Origin of the sequence: Paraburkholderia sp. 40 (assembly GCF_050434105.1) — a bacterium.
Lineage (GTDB): Bacteria > Pseudomonadota > Gammaproteobacteria > Burkholderiales > Burkholderiaceae > Paraburkholderia > Paraburkholderia tuberum.
In genome coordinates this window covers 208558-223869 of the sequence record NZ_JBNPVY010000002.1, presented here as the reverse complement: position 1 = coordinate 223869, position 15312 = coordinate 208558, and the positions used below count along the sequence as shown (strand labels likewise).

General features: G+C 58.8%; 16 protein-coding genes. 11 read left to right on the top strand and 5 right to left on the bottom strand.

Translation table 11 applies throughout. The annotated features are described in order from the left end of the window. Window positions 1-146: 146 nt before the first annotated feature. Window positions 147-806, bottom strand: a complete 660-nt coding sequence (locus tag OKW28_RS02295) for an NrsF family protein (RefSeq protein WP_429443606.1) — start codon at window positions 804-806, stop codon at window positions 147-149. Between the two features lie 8 nt (window positions 807-814). After that, on the bottom strand, window positions 815-1438 hold the full coding sequence (locus OKW28_RS02290) for a sigma-70 family RNA polymerase sigma factor (protein ID WP_429443605.1): 624 nt from the start codon (window positions 1436-1438) through the stop codon (window positions 815-817). Window positions 1439-1600: 162 nt separating this feature from the next. Between OKW28_RS02290 and bufA1 the strand changes: the two genes are divergently transcribed. The 6 genes from bufA1 to OKW28_RS02260 all read left to right on the top strand — a co-directional run bounded on the left by bufA1 (window position 1601) and on the right by OKW28_RS02260 (window position 5582). Next, entirely contained in the window at window positions 1601-1912 is a 312-nt protein-coding gene (gene bufA1, locus OKW28_RS02285; protein WP_429443604.1) for a BufA1 family periplasmic bufferin-type metallophore, read from the top strand. A gap of 14 nt (window positions 1913-1926) precedes the next feature. Beyond that, a complete protein-coding gene (gene bufB / locus OKW28_RS02280; protein ID WP_429443603.1) occupies window positions 1927-2817 on the top strand; it encodes an MNIO family bufferin maturase in 891 nt (296 codons plus the stop codon). After that, the gene (locus tag OKW28_RS02275) at window positions 2789-3601 is read left to right on the top strand and encodes an HvfC/BufC family peptide modification chaperone (RefSeq protein WP_429443602.1); all 813 of its coding nucleotides are present in this window, start codon (window positions 2789-2791) and stop codon (window positions 3599-3601) included. Before bufB ends, OKW28_RS02275 begins: the two co-directional genes overlap by 29 nt. After that, entirely contained in the window at window positions 3598-4092 is a 495-nt protein-coding gene (locus tag OKW28_RS02270; protein ID WP_429443601.1) for a DoxX family protein, read from the top strand. Before OKW28_RS02275 ends, OKW28_RS02270 begins: the two co-directional genes overlap by 4 nt. Beyond that, window positions 4085-4339: a GDCCVxC domain-containing (seleno)protein gene (locus OKW28_RS02265; protein ID WP_429443600.1), complete on the top strand. Its 255-nt coding sequence runs from the start codon at window positions 4085-4087 to the stop codon at window positions 4337-4339. Before OKW28_RS02270 ends, OKW28_RS02265 begins: the two co-directional genes overlap by 8 nt. A 538-nt stretch (window positions 4340-4877) precedes the next feature. Then, entirely contained in the window at window positions 4878-5582 is a 705-nt protein-coding gene (locus tag OKW28_RS02260; protein ID WP_187611407.1) for a LuxR C-terminal-related transcriptional regulator, read from the top strand. 44 nt (window positions 5583-5626) lie between these two features. Here the strand turns inward: OKW28_RS02260 and OKW28_RS02255 are convergent, their stop codons facing one another. Next, window positions 5627-7573: an ATP-binding response regulator gene (locus OKW28_RS02255; protein WP_429443599.1), complete on the bottom strand. Its 1947-nt coding sequence runs from the start codon at window positions 7571-7573 to the stop codon at window positions 5627-5629. A 69-nt stretch (window positions 7574-7642) separates the two neighbouring features. Continuing rightward, window positions 7643-9592 carry an ATP-binding response regulator gene (locus tag OKW28_RS02250; RefSeq protein ID WP_429443598.1) on the bottom strand — a complete coding sequence of 650 codons (1950 nt, stop codon included), beginning with the start codon at window positions 9590-9592 and terminating at the stop codon, window positions 7643-7645. A 775-nt stretch (window positions 9593-10367) separates the two neighbouring features. On the opposite strand from OKW28_RS02250, the gene OKW28_RS02245 reads away from it, so the two are divergent. Both OKW28_RS02245 and OKW28_RS02240 read left to right on the top strand, forming a co-directional pair. Further along, window positions 10368-10724, top strand: a complete 357-nt coding sequence (locus OKW28_RS02245) for a DUF4148 domain-containing protein (protein WP_429443597.1) — start codon at window positions 10368-10370, stop codon at window positions 10722-10724. A 119-nt stretch (window positions 10725-10843) separates the two neighbouring features. Beyond that, the gene (locus OKW28_RS02240; protein ID WP_429443596.1) at window positions 10844-11134 is read left to right on the top strand and encodes a hypothetical protein; all 291 of its coding nucleotides are present in this window, start codon (window positions 10844-10846) and stop codon (window positions 11132-11134) included. 253 nt (window positions 11135-11387) lie between these two features. Here the strand turns inward: OKW28_RS02240 and OKW28_RS02235 are convergent, their stop codons facing one another. After that, complete coding sequence (locus OKW28_RS02235; RefSeq protein ID WP_429443595.1) at window positions 11388-12221, bottom strand: oxidoreductase; 834 nt, start codon at window positions 12219-12221, stop codon at window positions 11388-11390. 154 nt (window positions 12222-12375) lie between these two features. On the opposite strand from OKW28_RS02235, the gene OKW28_RS02230 reads away from it, so the two are divergent. From OKW28_RS02230 to OKW28_RS02220, 3 genes are all read left to right on the top strand, one after another. After that, entirely contained in the window at window positions 12376-13287 is a 912-nt protein-coding gene (locus tag OKW28_RS02230) for an AraC family transcriptional regulator (protein WP_429446813.1), read from the top strand. A gap of 422 nt (window positions 13288-13709) precedes the next feature. Next, on the top strand, window positions 13710-13940 hold the full coding sequence (locus tag OKW28_RS02225; protein ID WP_429443594.1) for a hypothetical protein: 231 nt from the start codon (window positions 13710-13712) through the stop codon (window positions 13938-13940). Window positions 13941-14495: 555 nt separating this feature from the next. Next, a complete protein-coding gene (locus tag OKW28_RS02220; protein ID WP_429443593.1) occupies window positions 14496-15191 on the top strand; it encodes a phosphatase PAP2 family protein in 696 nt (231 codons plus the stop codon). The last annotated feature ends 121 nt before the right edge of the window (window positions 15192-15312 follow it).

The following is a 15312-nucleotide window of genomic DNA, read 5'->3' as shown; positions in this document are numbered from 1 at the left end:
CTTTGCATCGAGATATCGTGCGTGCCTGACGTCGAGCGATTGCCGCGCATAATTCTTCGGGCATGCAAATGCCCCTGCCTCAGAACCTGTCTTTCGAACGGTTCACCATATCCGCGCGCGCTTGATGCAACAAGATCCGAAGGCTGTCAGCGGACAGGCGATGTGACCCACGCGAACAATCGATGTGAGTACCGCGCGCTGACCAGCAACAGCATCGCCGCGACGCCGAAATTCCAGACCAGGATCATGACCGTCGCGTCGAGCGGATGAAACATCGACAGTGCCACAGCCGTGAGCGCGGCAACGGCCAGGCTGCCCGTCATCACCACGGGAGCTGGCGCGAGCCGCGCCACGTGACGCAGCATGATCAGCAGGGCGAGCGAGAGCGGAATGCCCGTGAGGCCGAGCGTCGCAAAACAGCGCGCGGTTTCCCCCAGCGACATGCCGTCCGGGCCGATCTCCACCCAGTTTGTCAAGCATCCGTAGCCGATCGTCGAAACCCATGCCACCAGCGCGGGCAGCGGTAACAGTAGCCAGCGCAGCGACCTTCCCGGCACGCTGGCAACGAACGACGCGACGGCAGCGAGAATGCCCGTCAACGCGGCTGCCGCCACGCCCGTCACGAACACCGGCTGATGGAGCTTCGCGGCGAGGTCAGGCCGCATGCCGTGCGCCACGCCGACCAGAGTGAGCACGAGTGCTGCGAACAGGAGCCAGCCGACCGCCCGCACGGCGGGCGGGCGCAGCGGGCGCACCGGGTTCGCATCGGCAACCAGCGACTCGATCAGATCGGAGGTCGGACTCATTTGCGGACTCATTTGCGGTCTCCCTGCGTCAGGAGCTTGTGCAGGCCTTTCAGCCCGCGATGCACAGCGACCTTCAACGCGGCAACAGTCATTCCACTCGCCACAGCCGCCTCTTTCAAAGACATTTCCTCGAGTTTGAGCATACGTATCGCGTCGCGCTGCCCGGGCGGCAAACGCTCGATCGTCTCGCGCAGCATGCGCGCATCGGTGGCCTCTTCCATCAGATTCGCTGTGGGGTCGGCCAAGGTTTCATGTTCATCGTCGAGCGGCACCTCGCGGGCGTCAAGACTCCCAGCGTGGCGCAACGTATCGACGATGCGGCGCATGGCGACGGTCAGCAGCCAGGGGCCGAACGGTCGCGCGGGGTCATAGGTATGGCGCACGCGATGCACGGTGGCGAGGACGTCCTGCACGACGTCCTCGACTGCGTCGGGACGGACCCCATGACGGTCCGCGAGGTTGCGCAGATACGGTGTCATGCTCTGCAGCAGCCGGCGGTAGGCGTCGCGATCGCCTTGCTGCGCGCGCGCCATCAAAACGGACCAGTCGGGCGTGCCGTCGGGCCGCGTTGCGTCATCCAGCGTGGCGCTGCGCGGTTCCCCGCCAGCCGGTGTGGACCGCTCGGGCAGCATGCGCGCGACGCTGCGGTGTCGATAGTCGGACATCGTTGCAGTCAGTGGAAGAGGCGATCTGCGCAAAAAAATAATTGGTGCGCGACGTAACCTTTGGCCGCGCCGGACCGAATCTGCTTAAGAGATCGCAGCTTCGCGATCCCAACCCTCGGAGAAGATACTATGAGCAAGTCCGCTTTGACCATTTCGTCGCTGTCCGCCGCGGTCGGCATGGCGCTTGCAATGCAGGCGTTGCCCGCGCAGGCGCAGGGTATGGGCAACCCGCCGCAGGTCGTGAAGGACAACATGGCCAGAATGGCACAGAACCACCTCGAAAAGTGCTATGGCATCAACGCAGTAGCGAAGAACGACTGTGCAGAAGGGGCGCACTCGTGCGCCGGCCAGGCCACTCAGGGGCGCGACCCGAAGTCATTCGTGCTGTTGCCCGCGGGCGATTGCAGCAAGATCGCGGGCGGCCAGACGAAGGCAGGCTGAGGGGCGCTGCGGCCATGAGCGCAACCGTCGCCCGCACGCGCGCGCCGGCCAGCCCGATTCCTTCGAGGGCCGGCGTGGGACTGCGTTTCCGCCATCATCGTGCCGTGCTCGACGAACGACCGGCCGCGGCGTGGTTCGAGGTGCACACTGAAAACTACATGGGCGGCGGCCCCGCTACGCGCTATCTGGATGCGATCCGCCGCGACTATCCGGTCTCCCTGCACGGTGTAGGCCTCTCGCTAGGCAGCGCCGATGGGCTCGACGCCGCACATCTTGCACGCGTGAGCGAGGTCGTCGCGCGTGTACAACCCGGCCTCGTCTCCGAGCACCTTGCGTGGAGCGTGACGGGCGGTACGTATCTCGCCGACCTGCTGCCGTTGCCGATGACCGAAGAATCGCTCGACGTCGTGTGCCGGAACGTCGATCGGATGCAGACGGCACTCGGAAGGCGCATTCTCGTGGAGAACCCGTCCACTTATCTTCGCTTCGCGCATTCGACAATACCGGAGTGGGAGTTCCTCGCGCATCTCGCACAACGCACGGGATGCGGGCTCCTGTGCGACGTCAACAACATCTACGTCAGCGCGTGCAATCACGGATGGTATCCGCACACGTATCTCGACGCGCTGACGCCGGCGGCCATCGGCGAAATCCATCTTGCCGGCCACAGCGTGAGGCAACTAGAGGGCGGCCAGGTCTTGCGAATCGACGATCACGGCTCACGCGTCGCGGCGCAGGTGTGGGCGCTCTATGCGGCTGCGCTGCAACGCTTCGGGCCGGTGCCGACACTGATCGAATGGGACACCGACGTGCCGCCGCTCGACGTTCTCATGGAGGAAGCCGCAATGGCGGAATCAGCACTGGAGGCGGTTCGCCATGAACATGCACACGCCATCGCTGGCTGATCTTCAACAGGCCATGCGCCGCAGCCTGCTCGAAGGCGCCAATGAAAGCGCCGCCGCCACCGTGCTGGCCGATGGTGTCGATCCCCAAGCACGCCTGAACATTTATCGGAACACAGCGGAAGGTGTGCTGGTCAATGCGCTGCGGCTTGCCTTTCCCGCCGTGCAGCGACTGGTCGGCGGGGACTTCTTTGAGGGCGCAGTGCGCCTGTTCATGCATGCTTCGCCGCCACACAGCGCATGGCTCGACGACTACGGCGCACAGTTTCCGACCTTCCTCGCGCGGATGCCACAACTCTCATCGGTACGATATGTGGTCGACGTCGCGCGGTTCGAATGGCAGGTGAATGGCGTGCTGCACGCACCCGACATCGCGCCGCTCGATCCGGTACATCTCGCACGGCTCGACGAGGGCGCGCTCGGCTTGCTGCGGTTATCGCCTCATCCGGCGACGCGGTTGCTGCGCTGCGACGCTCCCGCCGACGCGATCTGGCGCGCCGTGCTCCAGCAGGACGACGCGGCGCTGCGCGCAATCGACCTCGCGGATAAGCCTGTGCATCTGCTCGTGCAACGTGTCCATGAAGACGTCGATACCCTGCGCTTGAGCGCTGGAGAGTGGCGCATCAGCAAGGCGCTTTTTGCGGGCAAGGCGCTCGGCGCGGCGCTGGCACGCGCGCCGGAAGCGGATGGTCTTGCACTCATTGGCGCCTACCTTGCACGCGGATGCTTCGCCCAGACGTCGCAGATTGCCAGCCGTATTCGGATCGACCAGGGATCATCGACATGACTCGCCTCTCCAACCCTGCAAACGGCCGTAGCGTATTTCAGTGCGCAGTTCAGTTGCTGGACAACGTGCCTTACTGGCTGCTGGCCATTCCGCTGCGCCTCGCGGTTGCAACGATTTTCTGGAATTCGGCCATGACCAAGCTCGCGAACTGGGATGCGGCGCTCGAACTGTTTCGCGACGAATACAGGCTGCCGTTGTTGCCGCCGGATGTGGCAGCACACATTACCGTATCGATAGAACTGAGCATGCCGGTGTTGCTGGTACTCGGCCTGGGCGTCAGGCCCGCCGCATTGGTCCTGCTCGGGATGACCTCCGTGATAGAGCTGTTTGTGTACCCGCAGGCGTGGCCGACGCATATTCAGTGGGCAGCCATGCTGCTGGTCCTGTTGTGCCGGGGCGCCGGAGCCTTGTCGCTCGACCATCTGGTACGTCAGCGACGGTGGAGCGTTGCTTCGTCGGACGGCGTCCGGCGTCAGCGCGGTGATGGTTGATTTCGACAGGAGGACCGTCACCGTGAGCAATGTCGTTCTCGCATCTGTGCTGACCTGCCCGCAATGCGGGACCGCTACGCCGGAAATCATGCCCACGGATGCATGCCAGTTCTACTACGAGTGTCCGGCCTGTCATGCGCTGCTGCGTCCGAAGCCGGGCGACTGCTGCGTGTTCTGTTCGTTCGGCGCGGTACCGTGTCCGCCTGTTCAGTACAGGCGCGCGTGCTGCGAACCTCAGACAAGGTAACGCTACGACGAAAGCATCGATCTGAACGCACTGAGGAAGCGGGGCTCGCCCCTTCCTGGAAGCCTCGCGCTTCCCCCTCGAAACGCTTGACGGACTGACTCAGGGTGTGAAGCGGCCTTACGCGCTAGTGCAAGGACAACGACCGTTTCCAAGGTACATCGGTCGTTCAACACCGCCTGGACGAAATGATAGGGGCATACGTCGACGCACTTCGCACATGTTCGGAGCATCGAACTGTCGGCACGCCGCAGACATTTCGCCGCGAGGCTGTCGGTGCGCCACCACCACTCGCGGATCGCCTTCATGCCCGCGGCTGCCGCGGAAACCGATTCGATCGCGCAAAGCCGCGTGCCGCCCGGGGCGCGGCACACGGCGCGAACATGGCACACCCTGTGCGCTAGAGACCGCGGGTCCGCAACACTCTGCAGTTCAGGGATCTGCGGCCTCGCTCGATATGCTAAGCTGTCAGGCAGTGCTCCGCACAAACGTAGCGCACGATCGATTGCTTTTCTCGGATGTGTAAAGAGGAGAAGCGACCATGAAAATCCTATGGGTCGATGACCACGAAATTCTTTGCGTTGCTCTTTCCGAATATGTCCAAACACACGCGTCGGAGCTGAGCGCAGCCCCAATCGACATCACGCCCGTCTTTACGCTTGCCAGCGCGCTTGAAGAAGTCAACAAGACACCTCCCCCGGACCTGGTATTCCTGGATCTTAATCTGGATGGTGAGAATCGTGGCGCCGCGACACTTGAGCATTTTCAGGCTGGAAATCCATCCAATGTTCCCGTGGTCATCTGCACAGGACTTGCTCCTGGAAACGATCATGAAGTTGAAATTTTGCGAATGTGCATGCGTGACTACGCCGCTCGAGGAATCCTGTTGAAAGGAGGCGCGCACAAAAAAATGTTCATTGGACTGAGCAGGATCTTAGGAGGTGAACTCTGGATTCCGGAAGAAGTCTTGCTCCGCTTTGCCTGCTCGACACAAGCGCCCTCAGCTAGCCGGAATCAGCATCATCTTGGGCTTTCTCCGCGAGAGTGGGATTTGGCGCGTTGCATTGCACGTGGCCTCTCAGGTAAACAGATCGCAAGAGAGCTTGGCGTCTCCGAGGGACATGTCAGACAGGTTTCTTGTGTTATTTACGACAAACTTCAAGTCAGAAACCGCGTTGAAGCTGCACTTCGAGTCAATGCCGAGCTTACCCTTGGAAGGGGGGCAGCAGATACGCGACTGTCGTGAAGATCTCTGCTACACCGCTCTTCATTGTTTCCCTGCCATCACTTTTAACCGCCTTCGGCCGACGTTTTTGGCTTGTGTTTTGCAAGTGTGGTCAATAAGGTTCGTTCAGAAACCGGTTTCGACAAAAGCTTGATGCCACTGACGGCTACTTTTTTGAGCACAGCTGACGAGGTGTCTCCCGACCACAGGATCGCAGGGATCGAGGCGTCGGTAGCAGCGCGGACCGCCGTAATCGCCGCAATGCCGTCCTCGTTTTCCAGCCGGTAGTCGGAGAGGATGAAGTGCGGACCGCTTGCCAAAGCCTCAATGCGCAACTGCTCGATGACGTCGGATGATGATTCCCCCGCCACGACGTAGCAGCCGTGCTCGATCAGGCGCATCGATATTTCGATTCTTAAGTCGCTGTTGTCCTCGATGATCGCCACGACCATATTGGTCAGGTCCGGGTCGCCGTCTTCAACCGTTTGAACCTCGCGCAACTCCGGCGGTATGAGTCCGATGAACGGGACCGTAACCGAAAAACGCGATCCACGTCCGGGTGTCGAGTCCACGTCCAGTTTGTGACGAAGAAGGTTCGCGAGACCCTGGACAATGGACAGACCCAGGCCGAACCCTTTTTCCCGATTCCTCTCGGGATTATCGACCTGTACATAGCTTTTGAAGATATCCGCCTGTCTATCTTCAGAGATACCGATCCCATTGTCCCAGACGCTTATCTTTATGCGGCTGCCTCGCCTCTGGCAACTCACCAGAACATGTCCCTTCTTGCCTCCCTGCTCGGAAGGCGTGTAACGGAGCCCATTGAGCACCATATTCCGGACGATCCTGTCCAACGCATGTCGATCCGTACGGACCAGATAGGGGCGACTATGGAGTCTTAACTTCAGCCCCTTCGTCTCGGCCAGCGGCTGCATATCCACGACTATGCCGCGTAAAAGGGAAGGCAGCGCCACCTCCTGAATTTCTACATTCCAGGTGCCGGACTCGAGGCGGCAGATATCCAGTGCCCCGTTGATCATCCATTCCATCGCATCCACTTGCCTTTGCGCAATCGAGACGTCTTCGACCAGATTGGTCGATTTAATGCTGCGCTCGATGAAATTTAACTTCAGGCCGAGCGTGGTGAGCGGTTGGCGCAAGTCATGGCTTATCGCAGCGATAAGCAGGTTCTTCTCCGCCTTTGCCGCTTCAGCCCGCTCTCGCGCCTCATCGAGAATAATCTCTTTAACATATGCGCGTTTCTGACTGTAAAAAATAAACCACGCGAGAAAACAATAGCCAATCAGTTGAGCCGTATAGAAACCCAGCATTGCTGGCCGGTAAATAAATAGAGGTGGTCCCAAGCTAAATCCGAACGGGATAGCGCCGAGCACGAATGAACCTAAATTCGCACGAAGACTCGGTGCGAGCAGCAGCAAGGTAAATGTATGGCTGATTAGCGTGTACTCAAGGAAGCCAGAGCTGGCCAATTTGACGTAGGGAGCATGGCCCGAGAAATCGGGTGGGGTTAGCCCAAAGCTACCTGCCGCCCACCAGAACGATGTCAGTGTGACGACTGCAGCCCATGTCCAGTGCATCTGCTCGACCGCGTCGACGCTGGCGTGCTTCGGGAGCGCCATGGTCTTTTTCAGCAAGTATGCTGCCATGGGAGTGGCTATCCCCCACAGTCCCAGGATCCAGACGACACGGAACCAACGGTAGCTATCCGACGTTTTGATCCACGATCCATATAAGCATAGCAGCGAGGCTCCGACCGACACCAGCACGGTCCAACATACCGCTCGACGGGACAGAGATTTCAATAACTCACGTTTGACATAGAGATTCTGCTCGGTACTGAGTGCCGCAACCGGTCCCAGAAAAGGATTCACAAGTTCAGCGAATACGCGGCGCTCGATTGTGTGATCCGTTTCACCCATGCACAATGATGTTCTGGCCCCGGGCTTCTCGCCCGCGTCAGAATCACGTCGTGTTTGAATACGGGACGCCATAGCAGGCCTCCGAGAATCAAGTGCAGCTACGCTCCGTTGTGCCAGCTTTGTGTTCCCTCGCCATCTCTTTCACCCGCCTTCGGTCAATGTTTTTGGCTTATGTTCTGCAAGTATGGTCAATAAGGTCTGTTCAGAATCCGGTCCCGACAAAAGCTTGATGCCACTGACGGCTACTTTTTTGAGCACAGCTGACGAGGTGTCTCCCGACCACAGGATCGCAGGGATCGAGGCGTCGGTAGCAGCGCGGACCGCCGTAATCGCCGCAATGCCGTCCTCGTTTTCCAGCCGGTAGCCGGAGAGGATGAAGTGCGGACCGCTTGCCAAAGCCTCGATGCGCAACTGCTCGATGACGTCGGATGATGATTCCCCCGCCACGACGTAGCAGCCATGCTCGATCAGGCGCATCGATATTTCGATTCTTAAGTCGCTGTTGTCCTCGATGATCGCCACGACCATATTGGTCAGGTCCGGGTCGCCGTCTTCAACCGTTTGAACCTCGCGCAACTCCGGCGGTATGAGTCCGATGAACGGGACCGTAACCGAAAAACGCGATCCCCGTCCGGGTGTCGAGTCCACGTCCAGTTTGTGACGAAGAAGGTTCGCGAGACCCTGGACAATGGACAGACCCAGGCCGAACCCTTTTTCCCGATTCCTCTCGGGATTATCGACCTGTACATAGCTTTTGAAGATATCCGCCTGTCTATCTTCAGAGATACCGATCCCGTTGTCCCAGACGCTTATCTTTATGCCGCTGCCTCGCCTCTGGCAACTCACCAGAACATGTCCCTTCTTGCCTCCCTGCTCGGAAGGCGTGTAACGGAGCCCATTGAGCACCATATTCCGGACGATCCTGTCCAACGCATGTCGATCCGAACGGACCAGATAGGGGCGACTATGGAGTCTTAACTTCAGCCCCTTCGTCTCAGCCAGCGGCTGCATATCCACGACTATGCCGCGTAAAAGGGAAGGCAGCGCCACCTCCCGAACTTCTACATTCCAGGTGCCGGACTCGAGGCGGCAGATATCCAGTGCCCCGTTGATCATTCCTTCCATCGCATCCACTTGCCTTTGCGCAATCGAGACGTCTTCAGCCAGATTGGTCGATTTAATGCTCCGCTCGATGAAATCTAACTTCAGGCCGAGCGTGGTGAGCGGTTGACGCAGGTCATGGCTTATCGCAGCGATAAATTGGTTCTTCTCCGCCGTTGCCGCTACAGCCTGAGATCGCGCCTCCTCGAGAACAACCTCTTTCACACATGTGCGTTGCTGATCGTTGCAAATGAACCATGCGACGACACAATAGCCAATTATTTGAGCCGTATACCAGTCAAACATTCCTGGCCGGGCAACAAAGAACAGTGGTGCCATGTTAAATCCGAATGGGATAGTGCCAATCACGAGTGCGCCTAAAGCCGCCCGAAAACTGGGTGCGAGCAGCAGCAACGTAAATGCCTGGCTGATCATCGTCAGTTCCAGAAAGCCATACCGGCCGAATCTAAAGTAATAACCATGGAGGACCACGAATTTGGGTGGGATTAGCCCAAAGCTGGCCGCCGCCCACCAGAACGATGTCAGCATGACCAATGCAGCCCATGCCCAGTGCATCTGCTCGACCGCGTTGACGCTGGCGTGCTTCGGGAGCCTCATGGTCATTTTCAGCAAGTATGCTGCCAACGGAGCGGCTATCCCCCACAGTCCCAGGATCCAGACGACACGGAACAAGGGATAAATATCCGATGTTTTGATCCACGATCCAAACACGAACCAGAACGGGCTTCCGACCAACAGTAGCGCGATCCAATATACCGATCGGCGGGACAGCGATTGCAATAACTCGCGTTTGACGAGGAGATTCTGCTCAGTACTGAGTGCTGCAACCGGTCCCACAAAAAGATTCATAAATTCAGCGAATCTGCGGCGCTCGATTGTGTGAGCCGTTTCACCCGCGCAGACTGATGTTCTGGCCCCGGGCTTTTCGCCCGCGTCGGAATCACGTGGTGTTCGAGTACAGGACGCCATAACAGGCCTCCGGGAATCAGGTGCAGCTACACGCCATTGTGCTAGCGGTCCGCCAGCAAGTCGATGGACAAGTGTTCTGTTTTTTGCCGAACAAAAGTTCGTGATCCACGCAGGTGGTCCCTGCCTGAGATTTGTGCCCGCTGTGCCGAGCGTTGGGTGGAAGGCCGTCAAAGCTGCTGAACGAGGGTAAGTATGAGGCTGATCTCTCGCGCTGCGCAGTATCAGTAACTCGCGGTTGTCCTGATCAAGCACGGCTCGCCAATTGCGATATTGGGTGCTCGCTCCGTGTGTGCCGCGTCGAACTGCATCCGTAACCAGGCGTGCGCCGTACTCTCAAGAAATCACTCTAACGAATAATCGTAATGCGACACCGAACATTTATTCTCCCGAAAAGGAACATTTAATGCCGAACATCAAATTATCGACGTAACTACAACTGACACGATTACACGGCGCAATAATGCAACATAATTCGATACAAGGAGGGCGTCAATCACCGCACAATGGCCCGCGTTCTTCTCTTGTCGAATGCCAGTTACGAGTACGGCTCTATAACCGGCCGATGCGGAAAACGCAGTGCGTACATGCGCGACGTTTTCCACCTCACTTTGAGGGAGATTGACATGATCCGCAATACGCCCCCGAGTTAAGCCAGCTGAGTCGCGGACGACTCCACACCCCATATCAACCACAACTTCCAGTTTGTCTGCAGAACTGGCTGCAGTGTGCCATTAGGTTTCCCGATTGTTAAGTTAGCCATGAATCAAGGAGCTCCATGATGAAAACCCTTGCATACCTTGTCCTCGCCAGCTGTGCGCTTGGCAGCCCAGTCGTCAGCTTCGCTCAGAGCACCACGCCCGTCACCCGTGCGCAGGTGAGTGCGGAACTGATCCGTCTCGAGCAGGCCGGCTATCACATGGGCGACGGCGACCAAACGAAGTATCCCGAGCAAATTCAGGCTGCTGAAGCGAAGATCGCTGCACAGGACAGCCAGCAGCCGGGCAACAGTGACGTTGGCGGCACGACGACCAACGGCACCGCAGCTTCCGGCAGTGTCCAGCATGTGTCAAAGCCCTCGCCATCGTCGTGCGTCGGACCCGCAAGTTACTGCAACCTTTTCTTCGGTAATTGACCGCAGATGGCTCGCCCGACACCGCCCCGACGATCCGGGTCACGTGCCTGGATCGTCTGGGGGCGTCCTCACCGGTGGCGTCCGAATCTTCGGACCCTGCGCAACGAATTCCAGGTGAAATGATGAACCCGCGGTCGATACGCATCGCCGGCCACATGGTGTTGACCTCGTTGACACTTTACGTCGCCGATGTATTGCTGCGCACTAACAATAGCGTTGCAGGCGCGATGTTGCTGATCCTCGGGACGTTGGTCATACATCTCCTTCGCCCCTTAATCCATTCGAGCATCGAGCCGCCTTCGATGAGCTTTCGCGTCTGGCTCAACAAATCCTCGCTGCGCAAGCTGATCGCGACACTGGCTGCGGCTCGACAGCCTGACCACGAGCGAGCGCGAAGACCACTAACATGATCACGGCCGCCCAGGTAGGTGGATGTCGATCGACATGATCGCGCGCGTAAGTCCGTCGTTTCGGGCCGAGCGGACGTTCGACCGTCAGAGTGACGGTCTGGTTGAACGTCTCTGGCTGGCCGTACTGAGTCCGACAGCGTCCGGCTCAGTACGGCCCCGAGCCGTCGTTCGGTGTGTCACGAATAAAGGGCTGCTACGGATTGCCAACGGCCGCGGGATACGGTTCCCGACAGATTCTCAGCCTCGGCGGTCATCAGCCGTCCGTCGAAACGGTGGTAGCCTCCCATGCATCGATTTCCACGTTCAATGCCGACAACTTGTCTCGAACGAGCCCGAGTGCGTCGCTACCGAGCAAAAGACGCGTGGGCGGATGATCCCCTGCAATGGCGGCCAGCATTGCGCGCGCCGCTTTCCTGGGATCTCCCAATTGCTTGCCGCTTTTTTCCTCGCGGGCCTGGCGGATGGGATTGAAAATATCGTCGTAATCCGAAATCGAGCGGGGGGTCCGCGTCATCGAGCGACCTGCCCAGTCAGTGCGAAATGAGCCCGGCGCCACGGCCGTCACGGCAATACCGAAGGGCTTGACCTCTTTGCCAAGCGCCTCGGAGATGCCCTCCAACGCAAACTTGCTCCCGCAGTAATATGCGATTCCCGGCATCGTGATGTAGCCGCCCATCGATGTGATATTCAGAATGTGGCCGCGGCGGCGCTCACGCATGAACGGCAGGACGGCCTTCATCATGGCGACCGCACCAAATACATTCACATCGAACTGTCGGCGCATATCCGAGAGCGGCGATTCCTCCATGATGCCCTCGTGGCCGTAGCCGGCATTGTTGACCAGCACATCGATTGGTCCGACGCCAGCCTCGATTTCCGCCACGACGCGGTCGATCGCGTCGAAGTCGGTCACGTCGAGCACACGTCCCCAAGCGGCATTCGCGGATGCGGACTCGAATTCACGCTTTGCCTGGGCACTTCTCACCGTACCGACGACCTTGTGACCCACCGCCAGCGCTTCCTGTGCGAGCGCGCGGCCAAAGCCGCTGCTGACGCCGGTGATGAGCAGAGTTTTGCTGGTTGCCATTGAAGCTTCTCCCGAATGTCAATTGGAGAGTGCATACTAATCTGACCAGAGAGGCAAATTAAGCCGAATTCCGCTGATTTTCTTGCATAAAACTATGAACACGATACGCGCTTTGGCCCAGCATCCAGCTCTATCCTCTCGAAGCCAGAAACGCATGATTGTCCTGCTACGCGCGTTGGCGCCCGACGAGGGCTACAACCTGACGGCACTGCCGAGCGTCCGCATCTTGCGGTCGAACCGGGCGCTATCGCGCACGCCCGTTCTGTACGACCCCGGTATCGTGATCGTCTGCCAGGGCCGCAAGCGAGGATATTTCGGCGACCAGCTCTACCTGTACGACGAGCGTCACTACCTGGCCGTGTCCATGCCCGTGCCGTTCAGCATGGAGACCGACGCAACCGAGGAGCGCCCACTGCTCGCGCTGTATCTGCACCTCGATTTCGCATTGGCCGCCGAACTTGCGGAGCGGATCGACCGCGAAGGCGTGGGGGAGTGCGCACCAGCACCTCAAAGCATGATGTCCACGCCGATGGATGACGCAATGCAAGCGTCCGTGCTGCGCTTCCTCGAGGCGATGCATCGGCCACTCGAATCTGCTGTGTTGGGCGCCGGGCTGCTGCGTGAACTGTATTTCCGGGTGCTCACCGGAGCCCAGGGAGGCTCGTTGCGCGAGGCTTTGGCGATGCGAGGACAGTTCGGCCAGATAGGCCGCTCACTCCGCCTGATTCATGCAAGCTATGCGCAGCCCCTCGACGTAAGGCAACTGGCCGACGAAGCGGGTATGAGCATTCCGAGTTTCCACAGCCACTTCAAGGCAATTACGCAGGTGTCGCCGATGCAATATGTGAAGTCGACGCGCCTTCATCAGGCTCGCCTGTTAATGGTGCGCAATGAGCTAACCGCGGAGGCGGCGGGACACGCTGTGGGTTATGCGAGCCCGTCCCAGTTCAGCAGGGAATTCAGGCGTCTGTTTGGCTTGACGCCTGCCGCAGAGGCTAAGCGTATGCGCGAGAGCTTCGCGATCCCGGCAGTATTCGCTGATACAACTTATGTCTCGTCGCACTGAATTTGCCGCGGTTCGGTTCGATCGTAGATCAGTGATCGGACATCCACGATGTGTCTGCTAGACGGTGAGAAGCATGCGCCCACAACGTCGTCATGGAGGACGGTTACCGTTGACGAGGGAGGCTTTCAGCGCAGGTTGAAACCCGCCGCGAGTAACCGTCTTCGCTGGCCACGGGTAGCCAGACCGCCGGCCCCGCGTCGTAATCGAGGCAGCGCTGGATCACAACCGGCACCGGTGAGCGCGAACGTTCGATATCGCACCGATTGTCCGAAAGTTAGGGGGGATACTGGGACGGTGGCCGTTTTCAAGCGGCGGTGCAAATCACCGAGCCAATGGATCAAGTGACTGCATGAAGGACTCAATCAACAACACACCGCTGGTCGCTCGGCTGCGCGACGTAGAAACCAAATGGAAACGATCCCATGCCCAAGATCTTTTTCGAGCGGCCTGGTAAAGGCCCCGTGTTGACCGCTTCTCTTGACGACGAATACACAATCGCGGTCACGCGCCCAGATGGCTGTGCGTGTGTGAATGACGAAGCACGAACTCGTCGGGCCATGTGCCTGCGTGAGGGTTCGCGAAAACGTCGCAAGACTAAAGTTCTTGCGCAGCAACGACTCGAAACCCGCGGGCAGATGCGACTGGTGGAATGACTATCGCTCCCATGCGCCGGAGTCTTCTTGAATCGAAGCCTGCGCGATAAACGCAACTCAGCTATGTCTGACTGCGCGAGAGCAGCTGCGGCCGGAGTTGTCGAGGCGCTGCGGCCGGGTCAAGCCACTTTCTCTTCTACCGCGATGCAGTAACGTCGATCTCATTGAGCATGAGGCATCTGAAACAATAAACCGGGTAACACTGGTCGACAACCCAATGAGGCGGCGTCTGGATGGCTTTCCAATCTCCTGTCGCCGAGACGAGACTCTTTTGAAGGCAGATCTGGCAGAGATGAGCGTACCAGCGGACACAGGATCCATCCCGCTTTGCCGAGGTTCGGCAAAGCCATCCCCACGCTTGTTTCCGATAGCATGCCTGCGCTCACCTGACACGGCGCCACGACACGCCCCAACCAACTGCCAATCGCGATCCAACGTCGCGCGAGACTTGATGGTTTTTGGTTTTGACGACGGCAGGTTTCAGATCGCGACACAACCCCGTGCCCGCTCCCGCTGCTGAAACTTTATAACTAAAAAATTTGGAGAAATTGCAGAATGGACCGTTTCGATACAGCAATCCAAACTTTCCTGACGCACATTGCTTTGAGTTGCGCCATGTTGAACCACGCGACAAGAATCATCGCGGACCTATACACATTCAAAGGTTTGGTGCTCATGCCCGTATTGTGGTGGATATGGTTCAAACCCAGCCAGCGTGGAGAATGGGAGCGTGAAATGGTCGTCGCGACGATCGCGAGCGGCCTTCTTGCGCTCGCAATATTCAGGCTCGTTGCGCATTATTTGCCATTCCGTATGCGGCCTCTCTTTAATCCTGAACTGCACTTGAGTTTTCCATCGGGTGGTCTGGAAGCGGCCGTGCTGCCAGCCTGGAGCTCCTTTCCGAGTGACCACGCAATGCTATGGATTTCGGTTGCAACGGGGATCTTTCTGGTTTGGCGCGGCGTCGGCGTGCTCGCACTTTTATACACCGCGATCTTCATTTGTCTGCCGCGCGTTTATCTCGGCTGGCACTATCCGACCGACATACTTGCGGGGGCGACGATTGGAGCGACCATCACCTGGATCATGACTCGGGACCCCGTTAGAACGCGTTTTTCAGTGCCGATTCTGGGGTGGATGCACAGATTTCCCGGGCCCTTTTATACCCTGTTGTTTGCCTTGTGTTTTGAACTGGTAACCCAGTTCAACGAGTTACTGGTCCTGGGGCGGTCGGTATTACAAGGCCAATGATCACGCGGGGAAAGCGCGCGCGCCAGGCTGAGATCGACCAAGCGTATCTGATCGATACCGCCAGTCCATTGTCATTTGATGGGGCGCAGCAAGTGCTTGATAGTCGGCAAATCGCACAGGC

What these genes read in the sequence shown, in the direction of transcription:
- OKW28_RS02295 (WP_429443606.1), bottom strand. Translation starts at nt 806, where the DNA reads ATGAGTCCGACCTCCGATCTGATCGAGTCGCTGGTTGCCGATGCGAAC.
- OKW28_RS02290 (WP_429443605.1), bottom strand. Translation starts at nt 1,438, where the DNA reads ATGCTGCCCGAGCGGTCCACACCGGCTGGCGGGGAACCGCGCAGCGCC.
- bufA1 (WP_429443604.1), top strand. Translation starts at nt 1,601, where the DNA reads ATGAGCAAGTCCGCTTTGACCATTTCGTCGCTGTCCGCCGCGGTCGGC.
- bufB (WP_429443603.1), top strand. Translation starts at nt 1,927, where the DNA reads ATGAGCGCAACCGTCGCCCGCACGCGCGCGCCGGCCAGCCCGATTCCT.
- OKW28_RS02275 (WP_429443602.1), top strand. Translation starts at nt 2,789, where the DNA reads ATGAACATGCACACGCCATCGCTGGCTGATCTTCAACAGGCCATGCGC.
- OKW28_RS02270 (WP_429443601.1), top strand. Translation starts at nt 3,598, where the DNA reads ATGACTCGCCTCTCCAACCCTGCAAACGGCCGTAGCGTATTTCAGTGC.
- OKW28_RS02265 (WP_429443600.1), top strand. Translation starts at nt 4,085, where the DNA reads ATGGTTGATTTCGACAGGAGGACCGTCACCGTGAGCAATGTCGTTCTC.
- OKW28_RS02260 (WP_187611407.1), top strand. Translation starts at nt 4,878, where the DNA reads ATGAAAATCCTATGGGTCGATGACCACGAAATTCTTTGCGTTGCTCTT.
- OKW28_RS02255 (WP_429443599.1), bottom strand. Translation starts at nt 7,573, where the DNA reads ATGGCGTCCCGTATTCAAACACGACGTGATTCTGACGCGGGCGAGAAG.
- OKW28_RS02250 (WP_429443598.1), bottom strand. Translation starts at nt 9,592, where the DNA reads ATGGCGTCCTGTACTCGAACACCACGTGATTCCGACGCGGGCGAAAAG.
- OKW28_RS02245 (WP_429443597.1), top strand. Translation starts at nt 10,368, where the DNA reads ATGATGAAAACCCTTGCATACCTTGTCCTCGCCAGCTGTGCGCTTGGC.
- OKW28_RS02240 (WP_429443596.1), top strand. Translation starts at nt 10,844, where the DNA reads ATGATGAACCCGCGGTCGATACGCATCGCCGGCCACATGGTGTTGACC.
- OKW28_RS02235 (WP_429443595.1), bottom strand. Translation starts at nt 12,221, where the DNA reads ATGGCAACCAGCAAAACTCTGCTCATCACCGGCGTCAGCAGCGGCTTT.
- OKW28_RS02230 (WP_429446813.1), top strand. Translation starts at nt 12,376, where the DNA reads ATGATTGTCCTGCTACGCGCGTTGGCGCCCGACGAGGGCTACAACCTG.
- OKW28_RS02225 (WP_429443594.1), top strand. Translation starts at nt 13,710, where the DNA reads ATGCCCAAGATCTTTTTCGAGCGGCCTGGTAAAGGCCCCGTGTTGACC.
- OKW28_RS02220 (WP_429443593.1), top strand. Translation starts at nt 14,496, where the DNA reads ATGGACCGTTTCGATACAGCAATCCAAACTTTCCTGACGCACATTGCT.